Here is a 14,919-nt window from a genome sequence, read left to right on the forward strand (position 1 = left end):
GGATTTAAATGATTTCTGTCGACTAATCCGACGAGTGAAAGATTTATTATGCCAATTTTTTGTTATATTTTTTAAAACGATCTTTTAAAGATAAATACCATACATGCACCTGGCAAATCAGTAGAAATCATGTAAATCCTAATTATCTTTGATCCCGCAATGTATCAGCTAATCAAAAAAATCCTCTTCCGCGCTCAGCCGGAAAAGATCCACCACACTGTGATGCGTGGAATGAAAATAATTTATGCGCTCCCTTTTGGCAAAAATGTACTGCGCGCCTTTTGTGACGTTAAAACAAAAGGGCTGGAAAGGGAACTGTTTGGCCTTCACTTTTCCAATCCGGTAGGACTGGCCGCCGGATTTGACAAAGACGCCAAATATATCGATGAACTGGCCTGCCTCGGGTTCGGCTTTGTAGAAATCGGTACGGTGACCCCGCTGGCACAACCAGGCAACGACCAGCCACGACTGTTCCGTCTTCCGGCAGACCAGGCCCTGATCAACCGTATGGGCTTTAATAACGAAGGCGCCGCAGCTGCTGCAAAAAGACTGCGCCACAAAAAATCAAATATTATTGTCGGTGGCAACATCGGTAAAAATAAAAACACCCCTAACGAAGAAGCGGTAAGCGACTACGAAAAATGTTTCCATGCGCTTTATGACGTGGCCGACTACTTCGTGGTCAACGTCAGCTCTCCCAATACCCCTAACCTGCGGGCATTACAGGAGAAAGAACCACTGAAACAGCTGCTGCACCATCTGCAACTGCTTAACGCGCAAAAGCTGAAACCGAAACCCATCCTGTTAAAAATAGCACCGGACCTTACCAACGAACAACTGGACGATATTATCGAGATTGTACAGGAAACCAAACTGGCAGGCATTGTGGCTACCAATACCACTATCAGCCGGGAAGGACTGGCCACTCCGGCGGCCACCATCGCGGAAATGGGGGCAGGCGGACTTAGCGGGCTTCCGGTAAGGGAGAAAGCTACCGCCGTTATTAAATATATACACCAGCGCAGCCACGGCACTATTCCCATCATCGCGGCCGGCGGTATATTCACCGCGGCGGATGCACAGGAGAAACTGGACGCCGGCGCGTCCCTGGTACAAGTGTATACCGGCTTCATCTACGAAGGCCCTACCATCGTGAAGAAAATATGTGCCGGCCTGCGCAGATAAGGCAGCATCTCAAATACAACCTATATGGAACAATTTCTGACGGCTGAATCGATCATCAGCCTTTTGACGCTGGTGCTCATGGAAGTGGTATTGGGCATCGACAATGTGATCTTCGTTTCCATTGTCATGAACCGTCTGCCAGCAGAAAAACGTCCTGCGGCCCGCCGCATCTGGATGCTCACCGGCATCGCTGTACGCATTATCCTCCTCCTTTGCATCGGCTACATCGTCAGGGCCGTAAACCCGCTGTTCCACATCGGCAGCCACGGTTTCAGCCTGCGCGACCTCATCATGCTCGGTGGCGGCCTTTTCCTGCTCATCAAAACCACCCTCGAAATCCACCACAAACTGGAAGGCGAGGAAGAAACCACCGGACCAGCCGTCAACGGCAACAAACCCGCCGTCTCCATGCTCAACGTGGTAGGCCAGATCATTGTCATCGATACGGTGTTCTCCTTCGACAGTATCATCACCGCGGTAGGCCTGGCCAAACAAGTGCCCATCATGATCATCGCGGTGGTGATCGCCATGATCGTCATGTTCCTGTTCGCACCCCGCATCAGTGACTTTATCCACAAACATCCCACCCTTAAAATGCTGGCCCTTTCCTTCCTCGTGATGGTAGGCGCCATCCTTATTGTAGAAGGCTGGGACGCAGAGAAAGCACACGACCTGCACCTGAAGAACTATGTCTACTTTGCCATGGCTTTCTCCTTTGGCGTGGAAATGCTGAATATGCGCGTACGGAAAGGACACGGCCATCCGGTGGAACTAAAAGAGCCTACCCTCAAACCGGGGGACAAACAACACTAATCAAACATCTGCCTGATAAAAAAGGAAAGCCCGGAACAATGTTCCGGGCTTTCCTTTTTTATCAGTATAGCTGATTTGTTATTCCGGAGAACCGGTATTCAGCATATTCATCATCGTTACAGATACCATTCCCGCAGTCTCTGTCCGCAGCCGGTTCCTCCCCAGCGACACCGGCTCAAAACCCTTGTCCAGCGCCAGTTGTATCTCTTCCGGCGTAAAGTCGCCCTCCGGCCCGATCAGGATAATGGTATCTTTTCCGGGTTGAAAATGATGTACCAGCTCCCTTTTTTGTCCGGGCAAACAGTGAGCGATCAGCCGCTGCGGGTCAGTATTGGTGGTTACCACCTTCTCAAACGGCTGCGGCTCCAGCAGCTCCGGCAGGTAAAACTGCTGCGATTGCAACATGGCCGATACCAGGATGTTTTGCAGCCTCTCCGCTTTGATCTTCTCTTTCTCCGTACGGTGGCTCACCAGCGGAATGATCGTCTGAATACCTATTTCAGCGGCCTTTTCCAGAAACCATTCGATCCGGGATGTATTTTTAGTAAACGAAATGGCTATACGAAGTACCGGTGACGGCGCCGGCAACGTATCACACCCGGTGATCCGTACCCCGCAACGCTTACGGTTGTCATCCGTGATCACAGCATGAAAACGGTGCCCACGGCCATCAGCCAACAATACCTCATCGCCGTTTTCATGCCGGAGCACCTGTATACAATACTTGGAAGTGTCTTCATTCATTGTATAAGCTGCCGCGTCTGCAGCAATATCCGGCGCATAAAAGATAGGCTTGTCCATGGGCGCAAAGATAAAACCATTTGGGATTTTAAAATCCTAACTGGTCGCTACGAGCTTGCGGCTTTTGATATGGAAACGGAAAAACAACAATACAGAAGCGGTCAGCAGGCCCAGTAACAACGCCCACCATACACCTTCTACGCCGTAGCCCATTTTTATGCCCAGTACGTAACCCAATGGGATACCAATACCCCAGTAAGCCAGCAACGTAATGAACGTAGGCATCTTCACATCGCCGAGGCCACGGAGAATGCCCAGTCCCACTACCTGCGTGCCGTCAAATAACTGGAAGAAAGCAGCAATCACCAACAACCCGGCAGCAATGGTTATCACCTGCGGGTCGTTGATATACATGGCAGGCAACAGGTTTTTAAATAACATGAACATCAGCGCGGTGGTGCCCATCAGCACCAGCACCATATGGTAACTGGCGATGGCGGAATGGCGCAGGGCGTGATAATCTTTCTTTCCGAAGTTGTTGCCGCTCTTGATACCGGCCGCCGCGGAGATGCCGCTGGCCATCATGTAGGTCATGGCTGCCAGGCTGAGCGCAATCTGGTGCGCCGCCAGCTCGGCAGCGCCCATCCAGCCTACGATCACGGCAGCGCCGCTGAAAGCGCTGATCTCGAAAATATATTGCAGGGCCACTGGTGTACCGATGCCCAGGATTTTTTTGACAGATGTCCATTCCAGGTGCCGGAAACCGAAGGATTGCAGGTAAGGTTTGAAACGGGGCGACTTCAATACATAAAAAGACATGGTAATGCCCATGATCAGGCGGTCGGTGAAAGTGGCGATACCCACACCCACTACGCCCATACGTGGCATACCAAAGAGACCGTATACCAGCGTGATACCGATGATGATATTGATGACGTTACCGATAATACTGATGTTCATGGCCTGACGGGTAAAGCCCAGTCCTTCCGCAAACTGTTTGAATGACAAAAACAACATCAGCGGGATAAAGGAAAAACCCAGGTAACGCAGGAAAGGGCGGGCCTGAGCCGCCACATCGGCTTCCTGTTTCAGTAATTCAAGATGGCTGCTGCCGAAATAAATAACTGTTGACAACAGAAAACCCACTACCATATTGATGATGAGGCTGTGGCTCAACAGGTGGCCGATGGCTTTTTTGTTGCCACGGCCGTTCTCCTGTGCAATCAACGGCGTAAGGCCATAGGACATGCCGATGCCTGTCACCATAAAAATACTGAACAGGCTGTTGCCCAGCGATACCGCTGCCAGCGGCACTTTCCCGGTGTGGCCAATGATAATGCTGTCTGACAGCGCCACCAATGTGTGCCCTAGCTGGGAAATAACAACAGGATAGGCTAAATGGAAATTGTCCTTGTAATAATGCCTGTATTTTAAATAGAGCTGTTTCATTGATTCATCTGATTAATGTAAAATTTAAGCAGGGTAAATTATTCTGATAGTGATAAATTTATCCGGTGCCAACAAAAAGGCCGGCGATCTGGTGATGCCGGCCTTAAAGCAAATATCGTTACAGGTGCTAAAACGGTGCATCTTCAAAACCTTCGTCAAAGTTCATGTCATTCATTTTGGAGCCCTTCTGTATGTACAGCTTCGCCTCATCATTGCCGCCACCCTGTGGACGGGAGATGCCGGTGAAAGGGTTGCCGCCGCCACCGGGGTTTTCCAGGCTGCCATCATCTTCAAAGCGCTGGAACTCCAGTACTGCCCTTAATTTGATGGTATCCAGCTGACCGTTACGGTGTTTCGCGATACGAACGTGGGTTTCACCTTTATTGGACTCACCCATTTCGTTGGCGTTGATCTCATAGTATTCAGGGCGGTACAGGAACATTACCATGTCGGCATCCTGTTCGATCGCACCAGATTCACGGAGGTCACTCAACTGCGGCATTTTATTACCGTCTTTACGTTTTTCCACATCACGGCTCAACTGGGAGAGGGCGATCACCGGTACCATCAACTCTTTCGCGAGGCCTTTCAGGTCACGGGAGATTTTACTGATCTCCTGTTCGCGGTTGGAGCCTCTGCCATCGCCGCTGCCGCTCATCAGCTGCAGGTAGTCGATGATGATTACGCCTACGCCGTGGTTATGTACCAGTCGCCGGCATTTGGCCCTTAGCTCAAAGATGTTGAGTGCCGGGGTGTCATCGATAAAGATGGGTGCTTTTGCCAGGCGTTCTATACCGTGGGTCATCAGCTTCTTCATCTCATATTCTTCCAGTTTACCACGGGATATTTTCTCCAGTTTGATTTCCGATTCCGCCGAGAGGATACGTTGTACGATCTGGCCGGAGGACATCTCCAAAGAGAACACCGCAGCCCCTTTCGGGAAGCGGGGGTGAAGCGCTGCGTTACGGGCGAGGTTCAGCGCGAAGGCGGTCTTACCTACGGAAGGACGGGCCGCAATGATGATAAGGTCGGTAGACTGCCAGCCGTAGGTCACTTTGTCGAGCGACGGGAAGCCGGAAGGCACACCGGTAATATCATCGCCTTTATTACGCAGGTCCTCGATACGTTTCATGGTGTTTACCAGAACGCGGTCGATGGAGTCGTAGTTTTTACGCAGGTGATTATTGGTGATCTCGAAAAGCTTGGATTCGGCACTGTCAAGCAGGTCAAACACGTCTGCCGTATCTTCGTAAGATTCGGTAAGGATCTCTCCGGAAATGCGGATCAGCTCCCGCTGAATGAATTTCTGCAGGATAATACGGGCGTGCGCTTCGATGTTGGCCGAAGACACTACCGCATTGGTGAGTTTCATCACGGTAAAAGGGCCGCCTACCGCTTCCAGTGAGCCCATAGACTTCAGCTCTTCTGTTACGGTGAGAATGTCCACCGGCATCGATTTTGATGCCAGACGGGTCATGGCAGAGAATATCAGCTGGTGTGCCTCCACATAAAAACACTCGCCTTTCAATATTTCCACAACAATATCAAAAGCACCTTTTTCCAGCATGATGGCTCCCAAAACAGCTTCTTCCAATTCTTTAGCCTGTGGTGGTATCTTGCCATACACCAAGGATGATACCTCAATGGCCGGCTTTCTGCGAACATTGCGGTCCTTCTTAAGATTGAGATCCATTTATGGTCAGCGTATTAAAAAAAGTTAATAAAAGGTTACAGTCAATGGGCCTTTCCGGTATTTATTTGCATTATTCCTGTATCCCGGCAACATTTGCCGCTTTAAGAAATTGTAAATTTTCTCGAGCCGTACAAACTAAGGTAAAGGCATTTTTTTAATTAACCTTTTTTATTTGACGACTAAATTTATTAAACCCCACGCACAGGTTATCCACCATCCATGAGCGGGTTATCCACCGGACAACAACAGTTATCCACCAAAAACCGGAAAAACCACATGCAAAGGTCTGATTATTCACACACATTGTGTAAAAAAGATTTTCACATTGCCGTGAAACGCCGCTACCAGGCCGCCGGGAACGTTGACCAGGCAGGCCTATACGGGAAAACAGGCGCCGGAAAACCGCTATCCATCCCTCCTCAGGGACAATTTTTCCCGGTAATCACCGGCTAAACCGCTAATTCGCAATTCGTAATTTGTAATTCTTTAACTTTACGCTTCTTTATAAACCAAGCAGACAAATGACGATTTCATACAACTGGCTTTGTGAGTATTTGCCGGTCAAACCTACACCGGAGGAACTGTCCACCATCCTGACAAGAATAGGCCTGGAAGTTGAGAGCCTTGAAAAGTTCGAGGCGGTAAAGGGCAGTCTGGCCGGCTTGGTAGTGGGTGAAGTGCTGACAGCCGAAAAGCACCCCAATGCTGACAAACTGAAACTGACCACTGTAAACACCGGCAACGGTGAACCGCTGCACATTGTTTGCGGCGCTCCCAACGTGGCCGTGGGCCAGAAAGTAGTGGTAGCCCCCATCGGCACTACTATCTATCCGCTGGATGGCGAGCCCCTCACCATGAAAAAAGCAAAAATCCGTGGCGAAGAAAGCCAGGGCATGATCTGTGCTGAAGATGAAATTGGCCTGGGCAACAGCCACGCCGGTATCATGGTGCTGGACGCCTCCCTGCAACCCGGAACACCCGCCGCAGATATATTCAAACCGGTACAGGACTGGATCTACGAGATAGGTCTTACGCCCAACCGTATGGACGCTATGAGCCATATCGGCGTAGCGAAAGACGTGTGCGCTTTCCTCAATAACCTGGAACATACCAGCAAATACCAGGTACAACTGCCGGAAATAAAAGCCCTGCCTGCCGCAGCGGCCCCTCTTCCGATCAGCGTGACCATCGACAATACCGATGCCTGCCCGCGTTACAGCGGCATCAGCATCACCGGCGTGACCGTGGCGCCTTCTCCGGAATGGCTGAAAAACCACCTGCAGGCCATCGGCGTGCGCCCTATTAATAATATTGTGGACATCACCAACTTTGTACTGCATGAGACCGGCCAACCGCTGCACGCTTTCGACGCGTCAGCCGTTAAAGGCAATGCCGTAGTGGTGAAGAACCTGCCACAGGACACCGTATTTGTTACCCTCGACGAAAAAGAGCGGAAACTGGACGCTACCGACCTGATGATCTGTAACGGCGCCGGCGAAGGCATGTGCATTGCCGGTGTTTTCGGCGGACTGCATTCCGGCGTAAGCGACAGCACTCAAAATATCTTCCTGGAGAGCGCCTTCTTTACTGCCGGTGGTATCCGTACCACTTCCTTCCGGCATGGTCTCCGCACCGATGCCGCCACCCGCTTTGAAAAAGGGGTGGACATCTCCAATACGGTATTTGCCCTGCAACGCGCCGCCGCACTGATTTGTGAGCTGGCCGGCGGTAAAGCGGCTTCCGATATCGTGGACGTATATCCGTTGCCTAAAGTGAAAACACAGGTGGAAACCACCTACGCCTATATCCACAAACTCAGTGGCAGCAGGTATGCACCGGAAAAAATCAAAAACATTCTGACCAGCCTTGGTTTTGAACTCATTTCCGAAACAGTGGACGTGATGGCGCAAACCCCGGAAAAACTGCGGGTGGCCGTACCTTTCAGCAAACCGGACATCAGCCTTCCTGCGGACCTCGTAGAGGAAATTATGCGGATAGACGGTCTCGATAATATTGAAATCCCGTCCCACATCACCATTGCCCCTTCCATGGCCTCACAGCCGGATGAAGAAGGCATCCGTGAAAAAGTGGCCAACTACCTGGCCGGCAACGGTTTCCATGAAATTTTCACCAACTCCATCACCAACAGCAAATACTATACGCCGGAAGTGCTGGAGCATACCGTGAAAATGATGAACAGCCTCACCGTGGAACTGGACGTAATGCGCCCTTCCATGTTGGAAACAGGCCTGGAAAGCATTTCCCACAACCTGAACCGTAAGAACGAAGACCTGTTCTTCTTCGAATTCGGAAAAACCTATAAAGTACTGGAGAAAGGATATGCCGAGAACAATCACCTCGTGTTATACCTCACCGGCAAACGTACCGCAGAAACCTGGATGCATAAATCCACTCCCGTGGATTTCTACGACCTGAAAGGTTTTGTGGTAAATGTACTGAAACAGCTGGGCTACCAGCAGTTCCAATGGGTGGAAAGCACCGAAGCCGGTCTGCTGCCAGCCTGGGACATTAAAGTCAAAAATCAGGTGGTAGTGACCCTCGGAGGCGTTACCACACAGAAACTGAAGCAGTTCGATATTAAACAGCCGGTATGGTATGCCACTTTTAATTGGGATAAAATACTCGGACTCTTGCAAAAAAGTGATAACTTTTACAAGGAAATTCCACGCTTCCCTGCCGTAAGGAGAGACCTGGCGCTGGTGCTGGACAAACAGGTGCGGTTTGCAGCCGTAGAGGCCGCTGCCCGTGCAGTAAAATCAGCACTGCTGAAGGACATCAACCTCTTCGACGTATTTGAAAGCGAGAAGCTGGGAGCCAATAAAAAATCGTACGCTGTAAGCTTTACCTTCCTGGACACCCAAAAAACCCTGACAGACAAAGAAATTGACGGGGTGATGGACAAGCTGGTAAAAACTTTCGAGACACAGTTACAAGCAGAAATACGGAGATAATTTTCGATTTTCGATTTTTTGATTTACGAATTTGAGGGATTTGGTCACATTCGTTTAAATTCCGAAATCCGTAAATCAAAAAATCGAAAATGATATCAATTGTTTAAAATGGTATTAGAGCAGTACATTCAACGGGTAGAAGAAAAGCTACAACTGCTGGTGAAAAGACTTCACCAGGTGCAGTCGGAGAATGCATCGCTAAAAGAAGAAGTCAACCACCAACAACAGGCACTGCAACAACAACAGCTGACCATACAGGCAATGGAGGACAAACTGCATCTGTCAAAGATCGCAGCCACCGCCCAGGGAGGCGCCACAGCAACAGAAGACGCAGCCTTTAAAAAGGAAATCCGGAACAAAATCAATGAGTATATCAAAGAGATCGACCGGTGTATCGCCTTGCTAAACGGCTGACATAAAATAATTTCAACATATGGAACAGCTCATTCCTATCAATATTGTGGTATCTGACCGCTCTTACCGGATCAAAATACGTCCGGAAGAGGAGGAAGAGGTACGCCGTATTATGAAAGAAGTGAATGAGAAAATCGTTGATTTTAAGACTGCCTATGCTGGTAAAGACCAGCAGGACTATATTGCTATGGCCCTCATTATGTACGCTACCCACCCGGGCACCAGCGGCGGCAAGGCACAGGCCGTTACTGCTCCCTTTCTGCAGGAGAAACTGGAAAAGCTGGAAGAAATCATCAACCAGGCATTGGGCTGAGGTCACTTTACCCCTTGCTAAACAATGACTTAGCTAATTCGCTAATTATCACGTATTAAACGCGCTTTACTGCTATTTTTTTGTATTTTCGCGGGTCAGTTCTCGCCCCTGTCGCGTTTTAGCAGTGACTTGGGTATGAGGATACTACATAAATCAAGTATAAATAATTCATATGGATGTTACACTTTATACGACAATAGCTGCAGTAGTGGCATTGATCTTAGGAATAGTGCTAGGTAAGGTGATATTTGCCAAAAACACACAGCAAAAAATTGACGAAGCTGAGCAACAGGCTAAAAAAATCGTCGCAGATGCACAACTTAGCGCCGAAACGCTGAAAAAAGACAGGTTACTCGAAGCAAAAGAGAAGTTCCTGCAATTGAAAAGTGAGCATGAGAAAGAAGTCATGCAGCGCAACCAGAAAATAGCCGAGTCCGAAAACCGCATCAAACAGAAAGAGCTGTCCCTTAATCAGAAAAACGAACAGCTCCAGAAACACATCAACGAAAACGAAGCGATCAAGGAAACGCTGAACCGCCAGATGGAACTGGTGACCATTAAGCGTACTGAACTGGAAAAACACCAGGAAGAGCATATCCGCCGCCTTGAAAAAGTGGCCGGCCTTACTGCTGAAGAAGCCAAACATCAGCTGGTGGAAAGCCTGAAAGAGGAAGCCCGCTCCCAGGCGCTGTCCCATATCCAGGAAATTATTGAGGACGCCAAGCTGAAAGCCAACAAAGAAGCCAAGAAAATTATTATACAGTCCATCCAGCGCACAGCCGCTGAACAGACCATTGAGAACACCATCACCGTGTTCACCCTGGAAAGTGATGAAATCAAAGGCCAGATCATCGGCCGTGAAGGACGTAATATCCGCGCTATTGAGGCGGCTACAGGCGTTGACCTCATCGTGGACGACACCCCTGAAGCCATCGTACTCTCTTCCTTCGACCCGCTGCGCCGTGAAATCGCCCGCCTGTCCCTCCAGCGACTGGTACAGGACGGCCGTATCCACCCCGCCCGTATCGAGGAAGTGGTAGAAAAAACCAAGAAACAACTGGAAGAACAGGTAATGGACATCGGTGAAAGGACCGTAATCGAACTGGGTATCCATGGCCTGCATAAAGAACTGGTGCGACTGGTAGGTAAAATGCGTTTCCGCTCTTCCTATGGTCAGAACCTGCTGATGCACTCCAAGGAAACAGCTAACCTCTGTGCGGTGATGGCTGCGGAACTGGGCCTCAACCCGAAGCTCGCCAAACGCGCCGGCCTGCTGCATGATATCGGTAAAGTACCGGACGAAGAAACTGAACTGAGCCACGCCCTCCTCGGCGCCAAACTGGCTGAAAAATACGGCGAACACGCCGCCGTGGTAAACGCTATCGGTGCGCACCACGACGAAATGGAAATGCAATACGTGATTTCCCCGATCGTACAGGCCTGCGACGCCATCAGTGGCGCCCGTCCCGGCGCCCGCCGCGAAATCATGCAGAGCTACCTGCAACGTATCAAAGACCTGGAAAACCTGGCCCTCGCTCACGAAGGCGTGGAAAAAGCCTACGCTATCCAGGCCGGCAGGGAACTGCGTATCATCGTTGAAAGTGATAAAGTGTCCGACAACGACGCTGACCGCCTGTCCTTCGAAATCGCGAATAAAATCCAGACCGAAATGCAATATCCTGGTCAGATCAAGGTGACGGTTATCCGCGAAAAACGTGCGGTAAACATCGCCCGCTAATCATTCTCATTTAGATATCTGGAATTTAGATATTATATTGGAGTCCTCCGGCCAACACCGGGGGACTTTTTTTATCCGGTGAACAACGGAACCACGTTTAAAACTTATCTCAAAAATCCAATAATCTATATGAAGCGGTCTTTTTTAAAATTCGTATTGGGTGCCGCCCTCGTACTGGGCACCAGCAGCGCTTTTGCACAAAAAGCCCAATCCCTGTTCAATGGTAAAAACCTGGATGGCTGGAAAATACACGGTACTGAAAAATGGTATGTGGAAAAAGGTGAATTAGTCTGCGAAAGCGGCCCGGATAAAGAATACGGTTATCTTGCCACCGACAAAAAATATAAAAATTTCGAACTGACCGTTCAGTTCAAACAGGAGGCCAATGGCAACAGCGGCGTGTTCTTCCACTCCTCCCTGGAAGGCACCAAAATTGCCGGCTGGCAGGCCGAAGTAGCGCCACCAAACATGCATACCGGCGGTATCTATGAGTCCTATGGCCGCGGATGGCTGATCAAACCGGAAGCTGATAAGGAACAATACCTGAAAATGGGCGAATGGAACACCATGAAAATCCGCGTTGACGGCGATCAGGTGACCACCTGGCTCAATGGCCATGAAATGATCACCCTGAAAGACGAAAAAATCGGTTCCATCGATGGTCAGATCGCCCTGCAAATCCACTCCGGCGGCGGTATCAAGGTGAAATGGAAAAATATTAAACTGGTTCCCCTGAAGGGATAATACAACCTTATGTCCTACCAAGACCAGGTGATCTTTATTACAGGCGCCAGCTCCGGTATAGGCCGGCAGCTGGCGCTTTTGTTGGCGCAGGAAAAAGCGCGGCTCATCCTCGCCGCCAGGCATGCCGATACGCTTGCCACCGTGCAGCAGGAATGCCTGCAATACACGTCTTTCTGTGAAATCCTGATCATGGACATCACCCAACCCGAACAGGTCGATGCCGGCGCTAAAAAAGCCTGGCAGCTGTATGGCCGGATAGATGTACTGATCAACAATGCCGGCGTGACCCAACGCTCCAAACTGATCGATACACAGGTATCCGCCATCCGTCAATTAATGGAAGTCAATTTTTTTGGTCCTGTAATGCTGACCAAAGCCCTGCTGCCTTATTTTCAGCAGCAGCAACACGGCCAGATCGTAGTTGTCAGCAGCATGGCCGGTCTGATGGGCTATCCCTGGCGCTCCGGCTACAATGCCGCCAAACATGCGCTCCAAGGCTATTTTGAAACGCTGCAGACAGAACAGCCCATTCCTCAGTTGCATACCACTATTGTTTGTCCGGGCCGTATCCAAACACCTATCACCTATGCCGCCATCACCGCCGACGGCTCCCCCTTTGGCAAAATGGACCCCGGCCAGGCACATGGTATTCCGGTGGACAAATGTGCCCGCCGCATTATCACAGGTATGCGTAAACGAAAAAAACAGGTACTGATTGCCAGGGAAGAAAGGATATTGCTCTGGTTCAAACGTTTCTTTCCACCCTTGTTTTATTTTATTTCCCGGAAGGGGAACTGATGTCAATAACAAATGGACCGTGGTCGTAGATGAATCGCTGTTCAGATGAAATGGCTTCTTGCATATATGGGCTGCCAGGAGAGTCGGAAATCCGTAGGGCCGTCCACGTTACTATATGGCGGGCGCTGGCATAACGACAACGGACTAAACAAGGACGAAGGGTCAACTTAAGGGCAAAAATGTCAAAAATCATCAAAAAACACCGTTTTTCCGAAAAAAGCAACCTTCCCATACCAGCTTCCCATTACCACATTGCAAAGCATCCTGATAACACAAGGCGATTATATCGCGCGAAGCGCATAAAGACTCGCAGGAAGCAGGCTGCTCCCCGGCCAGAAAGCATTAAAAACCCAGTTGATAGAACCGGAAGTGTAGGGGCATAAAACAGCAGAGGTGAGTAATTCAGGAACGAAAGTGTCAAAAATCATCAAAAAAACACGTTTTTTTCGAAAAAAAGGCCGACCCATACAGGCTTCCAATCACCACAGCGCAAAACATCCTGACAGCCCAGGGAAATTATATCGCGCGAAGCGCATTAAAAGCTCGCAGAATCAGGATATTCCCCGGCCAGAGGGCATAAAACCAATTGTAGAACCACAAGTGCCAGGGCATAAAACAGCAGAGATAGGTAATTCAGGAACAAAAATGTCAAAAACCGCCCAAAAAACGACGTTTTTTCGAAAAATTTGACTTTTCATGCATGCCACTTGCCTCAAGACATTTTGGTAAAACATGGCAAAACATCGCGCGAAGCACATAAAAAAGCCTGCAAAAAGCAGGCTGTTATATTAGTCTTTTTTATCTGTATCTTCGTTGGTTGAGTTTTCATCCTCATCCTCATCCTCATCCTCATCCTCATCCTCATCCTCATCCTCATCCTCATCCTCATCCTCATCCTCATCCTCATCCTCATCCTCATCCTCATCCTCATCCTCATCCTCATCCTCATCCTCATCCTCATCCTCATCCTCATCCTCCTGTTCTTCTGATACAGGTTCATCATCTTCTGAAGGGAGTTCCATGGCTTCTTCCACGATACTGTCGGGGTCTTTGTCGCTGTCCTCGTCTTCTGCCGGTCCCTGATCGCCGGCGGCTTCGTCTTCGATGGCAGGCGTTTCCTCCTCTTCTTCCGTGGCTGATTCTGGCGTGGTGGTACCTTCGGGGACATCGGGCGTTTCAGGAGCTACAGCATCTTCCGGGGCGGGAGCTTCTTCGGTGGTATCTTCTTCTGCGAGATAGGTATTGAAGGCGACGATTTCATCGTCCGGCTCGGCCTCTTCATCTTCTGCGGCGGGCACCTCGGGAGTTTCCAGCCGGTCAAGTTCATGATCGGGGTCCAGCAGTTCCCCGTCTTCGGAGACCATCATGGAGTGTGAATTTTCGGGTGTCTGGGCGTTATCACCGCGACCGATAGTGGCTGTATCTTCATTGATCAGCGTAGGCTGTACGAGTTCTTCCTCAAAAAGTTCTTTCAGTTTGGGCAGATCGGCAGCGGAATTGATACCGAAATAGTCCATAAAAGAACGGGAAACGGTGTATAGCAGCGGCTTACCGGGCAGGTCTTCACTGCGGCCGGAGATAACGATCAGTTCTTTTTCCAGCAGTTTCTGGATAGAATAGTCCGTACTTACGCCGCGGATGTATTCAATTTCTCCTTTGGAGATAGGCTGGCGGTAAGCGATGATAGCCAGTGTTTCGAGGGCAGCTGTTGACAGGCGTTTCAGGAATTTATCACCGTTGAGCTGTGCCACGGTCTGATAATATTCCTTTTTGGTCATGAATTGGTACCCGCCGCCACTGCTTCTGATTTCAAAGGCGTAGAACTCAGAGCTGTACTTCTCCCTGATGGCTTCCATGGCTGCTTCTACCTGCTCCAGCGTGGCGCGGTCTTCCAGGAATGCCAGCGCGTTATTGAGCAACTCCACTATTTCCAGCAGGGGTAATGGCCGATCGGCTGCAAAAATTAGTGCTTCCACATGTGGGATGAGCTGTGATATTTCCATGTTGCTATCAGAGGTGTGAATTACAAAAAAAGGTCAAAGACTAAAAATACAGTCTT

14 protein-coding genes are annotated in these 14,919 nt (G+C 49.8%); 10 read left to right on the forward strand and 4 right to left on the reverse strand.

The annotated features are described in order from the left end of the window. The first annotated feature begins 159 nt into the window (after nt 1-159). Entirely contained in the window at nt 160-1,185 is a 1,026-nt protein-coding gene (locus tag HGH92_RS08035) for a quinone-dependent dihydroorotate dehydrogenase (RefSeq protein ID WP_168870203.1), read from the forward strand. A 24-nt stretch (nt 1,186-1,209) separates the two neighbouring features. Beyond that, the gene (locus HGH92_RS08040) at nt 1,210-1,998 is read left to right on the forward strand and encodes a TerC family protein (RefSeq protein WP_168870204.1); all 789 of its coding nucleotides are present in this window, start codon (nt 1,210-1,212) and stop codon (nt 1,996-1,998) included. A gap of 78 nt (nt 1,999-2,076) precedes the next feature. Here the strand turns inward: HGH92_RS08040 and HGH92_RS08045 are convergent, their stop codons facing one another. The 3 genes from HGH92_RS08045 to dnaB form a co-directional block, all read right to left on the reverse strand. Continuing rightward, entirely contained in the window at nt 2,077-2,799 is a 723-nt protein-coding gene (locus HGH92_RS08045; RefSeq protein ID WP_168870205.1) for an RsmE family RNA methyltransferase, read from the reverse strand. A gap of 36 nt (nt 2,800-2,835) precedes the next feature. After that, nucleotides 2,836-4,188, reverse strand: a complete 1,353-nt coding sequence (locus HGH92_RS08050; protein WP_168870206.1) for an MATE family efflux transporter — start codon at nt 4,186-4,188, stop codon at nt 2,836-2,838. 127 nt (nt 4,189-4,315) lie between these two features. Then, nucleotides 4,316-5,881 carry a replicative DNA helicase gene (gene dnaB / locus HGH92_RS08055; RefSeq protein ID WP_168870207.1) on the reverse strand — a complete coding sequence of 522 codons (1,566 nt, stop codon included), beginning with the start codon at nt 5,879-5,881 and terminating at the stop codon, nt 4,316-4,318. Nucleotides 5,882-6,100: 219 nt separating this feature from the next. Here dnaB and HGH92_RS08060 point away from each other — a divergent pair, with 219 nt between their 5' ends. The 8 genes from HGH92_RS08060 to HGH92_RS08095 all read left to right on the forward strand — a co-directional run bounded on the left by HGH92_RS08060 (nt 6,101) and on the right by HGH92_RS08095 (nt 13,550). Next, on the forward strand, nt 6,101-6,334 hold the full coding sequence (locus tag HGH92_RS08060) for a hypothetical protein (RefSeq protein ID WP_168870208.1): 234 nt from the start codon (nt 6,101-6,103) through the stop codon (nt 6,332-6,334). A 68-nt stretch (nt 6,335-6,402) separates the two neighbouring features. Next, on the forward strand, nt 6,403-8,853 hold the full coding sequence (gene pheT, locus HGH92_RS08065) for a phenylalanine--tRNA ligase subunit beta (protein WP_168870209.1): 2,451 nt from the start codon (nt 6,403-6,405) through the stop codon (nt 8,851-8,853). A gap of 108 nt (nt 8,854-8,961) precedes the next feature. Then, nucleotides 8,962-9,267: a hypothetical protein gene (locus HGH92_RS08070; RefSeq protein WP_168870210.1), complete on the forward strand. Its 306-nt coding sequence runs from the start codon at nt 8,962-8,964 to the stop codon at nt 9,265-9,267. Nucleotides 9,268-9,286: 19 nt separating this feature from the next. Next, a complete protein-coding gene (locus HGH92_RS08075) occupies nt 9,287-9,580 on the forward strand; it encodes a cell division protein ZapA (RefSeq protein ID WP_078669018.1) in 294 nt (97 codons plus the stop codon). 172 nt (nt 9,581-9,752) lie between these two features. Further along, nucleotides 9,753-11,318 carry a ribonuclease Y gene (rny, locus tag HGH92_RS08080; protein ID WP_168870211.1) on the forward strand — a complete coding sequence of 522 codons (1,566 nt, stop codon included), beginning with the start codon at nt 9,753-9,755 and terminating at the stop codon, nt 11,316-11,318. Nucleotides 11,319-11,447: 129 nt separating this feature from the next. Beyond that, on the forward strand, nt 11,448-12,062 hold the full coding sequence (locus HGH92_RS08085; protein ID WP_168870212.1) for a DUF1080 domain-containing protein: 615 nt from the start codon (nt 11,448-11,450) through the stop codon (nt 12,060-12,062). Nucleotides 12,063-12,071: 9 nt separating this feature from the next. After that, complete coding sequence (locus tag HGH92_RS08090; protein WP_168870213.1) at nt 12,072-12,860, forward strand: SDR family oxidoreductase; 789 nt, start codon at nt 12,072-12,074, stop codon at nt 12,858-12,860. A 393-nt stretch (nt 12,861-13,253) separates the two neighbouring features. Beyond that, complete coding sequence (locus HGH92_RS08095; RefSeq protein WP_168870214.1) at nt 13,254-13,550, forward strand: hypothetical protein; 297 nt, start codon at nt 13,254-13,256, stop codon at nt 13,548-13,550. A 98-nt stretch (nt 13,551-13,648) separates the two neighbouring features. Here the strand turns inward: HGH92_RS08095 and scpB are convergent, their stop codons facing one another. Continuing rightward, the gene (gene scpB / locus HGH92_RS08100; protein WP_168870215.1) at nt 13,649-14,863 is read right to left on the reverse strand and encodes an SMC-Scp complex subunit ScpB; all 1,215 of its coding nucleotides are present in this window, start codon (nt 14,861-14,863) and stop codon (nt 13,649-13,651) included. Nucleotides 14,864-14,919: the final 56 nt, after the last annotated feature.

This window comes from Chitinophaga varians, assembly GCF_012641275.1.
GTDB lineage: Bacteria > Bacteroidota > Bacteroidia > Chitinophagales > Chitinophagaceae > Chitinophaga > Chitinophaga varians_A.

Bases quoted from the DNA above. Each gene is read 5' to 3' on its own strand.
- HGH92_RS08090 (WP_168870213.1), top strand. From the start codon at position 12,072: ATGTCCTACCAAGACCAGGTGATCTTTATTACAGGCGCCAGCTCCGGT.
- HGH92_RS08035 (WP_168870203.1), top strand. From the start codon at position 160: ATGTATCAGCTAATCAAAAAAATCCTCTTCCGCGCTCAGCCGGAAAAG.
- rny (WP_168870211.1), top strand. From the start codon at position 9,753: ATGGATGTTACACTTTATACGACAATAGCTGCAGTAGTGGCATTGATC.
- HGH92_RS08040 (WP_168870204.1), top strand. From the start codon at position 1,210: ATGGAACAATTTCTGACGGCTGAATCGATCATCAGCCTTTTGACGCTG.
- dnaB (WP_168870207.1), bottom strand. From the start codon at position 5,881: ATGGATCTCAATCTTAAGAAGGACCGCAATGTTCGCAGAAAGCCGGCC.
- scpB (WP_168870215.1), bottom strand. From the start codon at position 14,863: ATGGAAATATCACAGCTCATCCCACATGTGGAAGCACTAATTTTTGCA.
- HGH92_RS08060 (WP_168870208.1), top strand. From the start codon at position 6,101: ATGAGCGGGTTATCCACCGGACAACAACAGTTATCCACCAAAAACCGG.
- HGH92_RS08070 (WP_168870210.1), top strand. From the start codon at position 8,962: ATGGTATTAGAGCAGTACATTCAACGGGTAGAAGAAAAGCTACAACTG.
- HGH92_RS08050 (WP_168870206.1), bottom strand. From the start codon at position 4,188: ATGAAACAGCTCTATTTAAAATACAGGCATTATTACAAGGACAATTTC.
- pheT (WP_168870209.1), top strand. From the start codon at position 6,403: ATGACGATTTCATACAACTGGCTTTGTGAGTATTTGCCGGTCAAACCT.
- HGH92_RS08075 (WP_078669018.1), top strand. From the start codon at position 9,287: ATGGAACAGCTCATTCCTATCAATATTGTGGTATCTGACCGCTCTTAC.
- HGH92_RS08045 (WP_168870205.1), bottom strand. From the start codon at position 2,799: ATGGACAAGCCTATCTTTTATGCGCCGGATATTGCTGCAGACGCGGCA.
- HGH92_RS08085 (WP_168870212.1), top strand. From the start codon at position 11,448: ATGAAGCGGTCTTTTTTAAAATTCGTATTGGGTGCCGCCCTCGTACTG.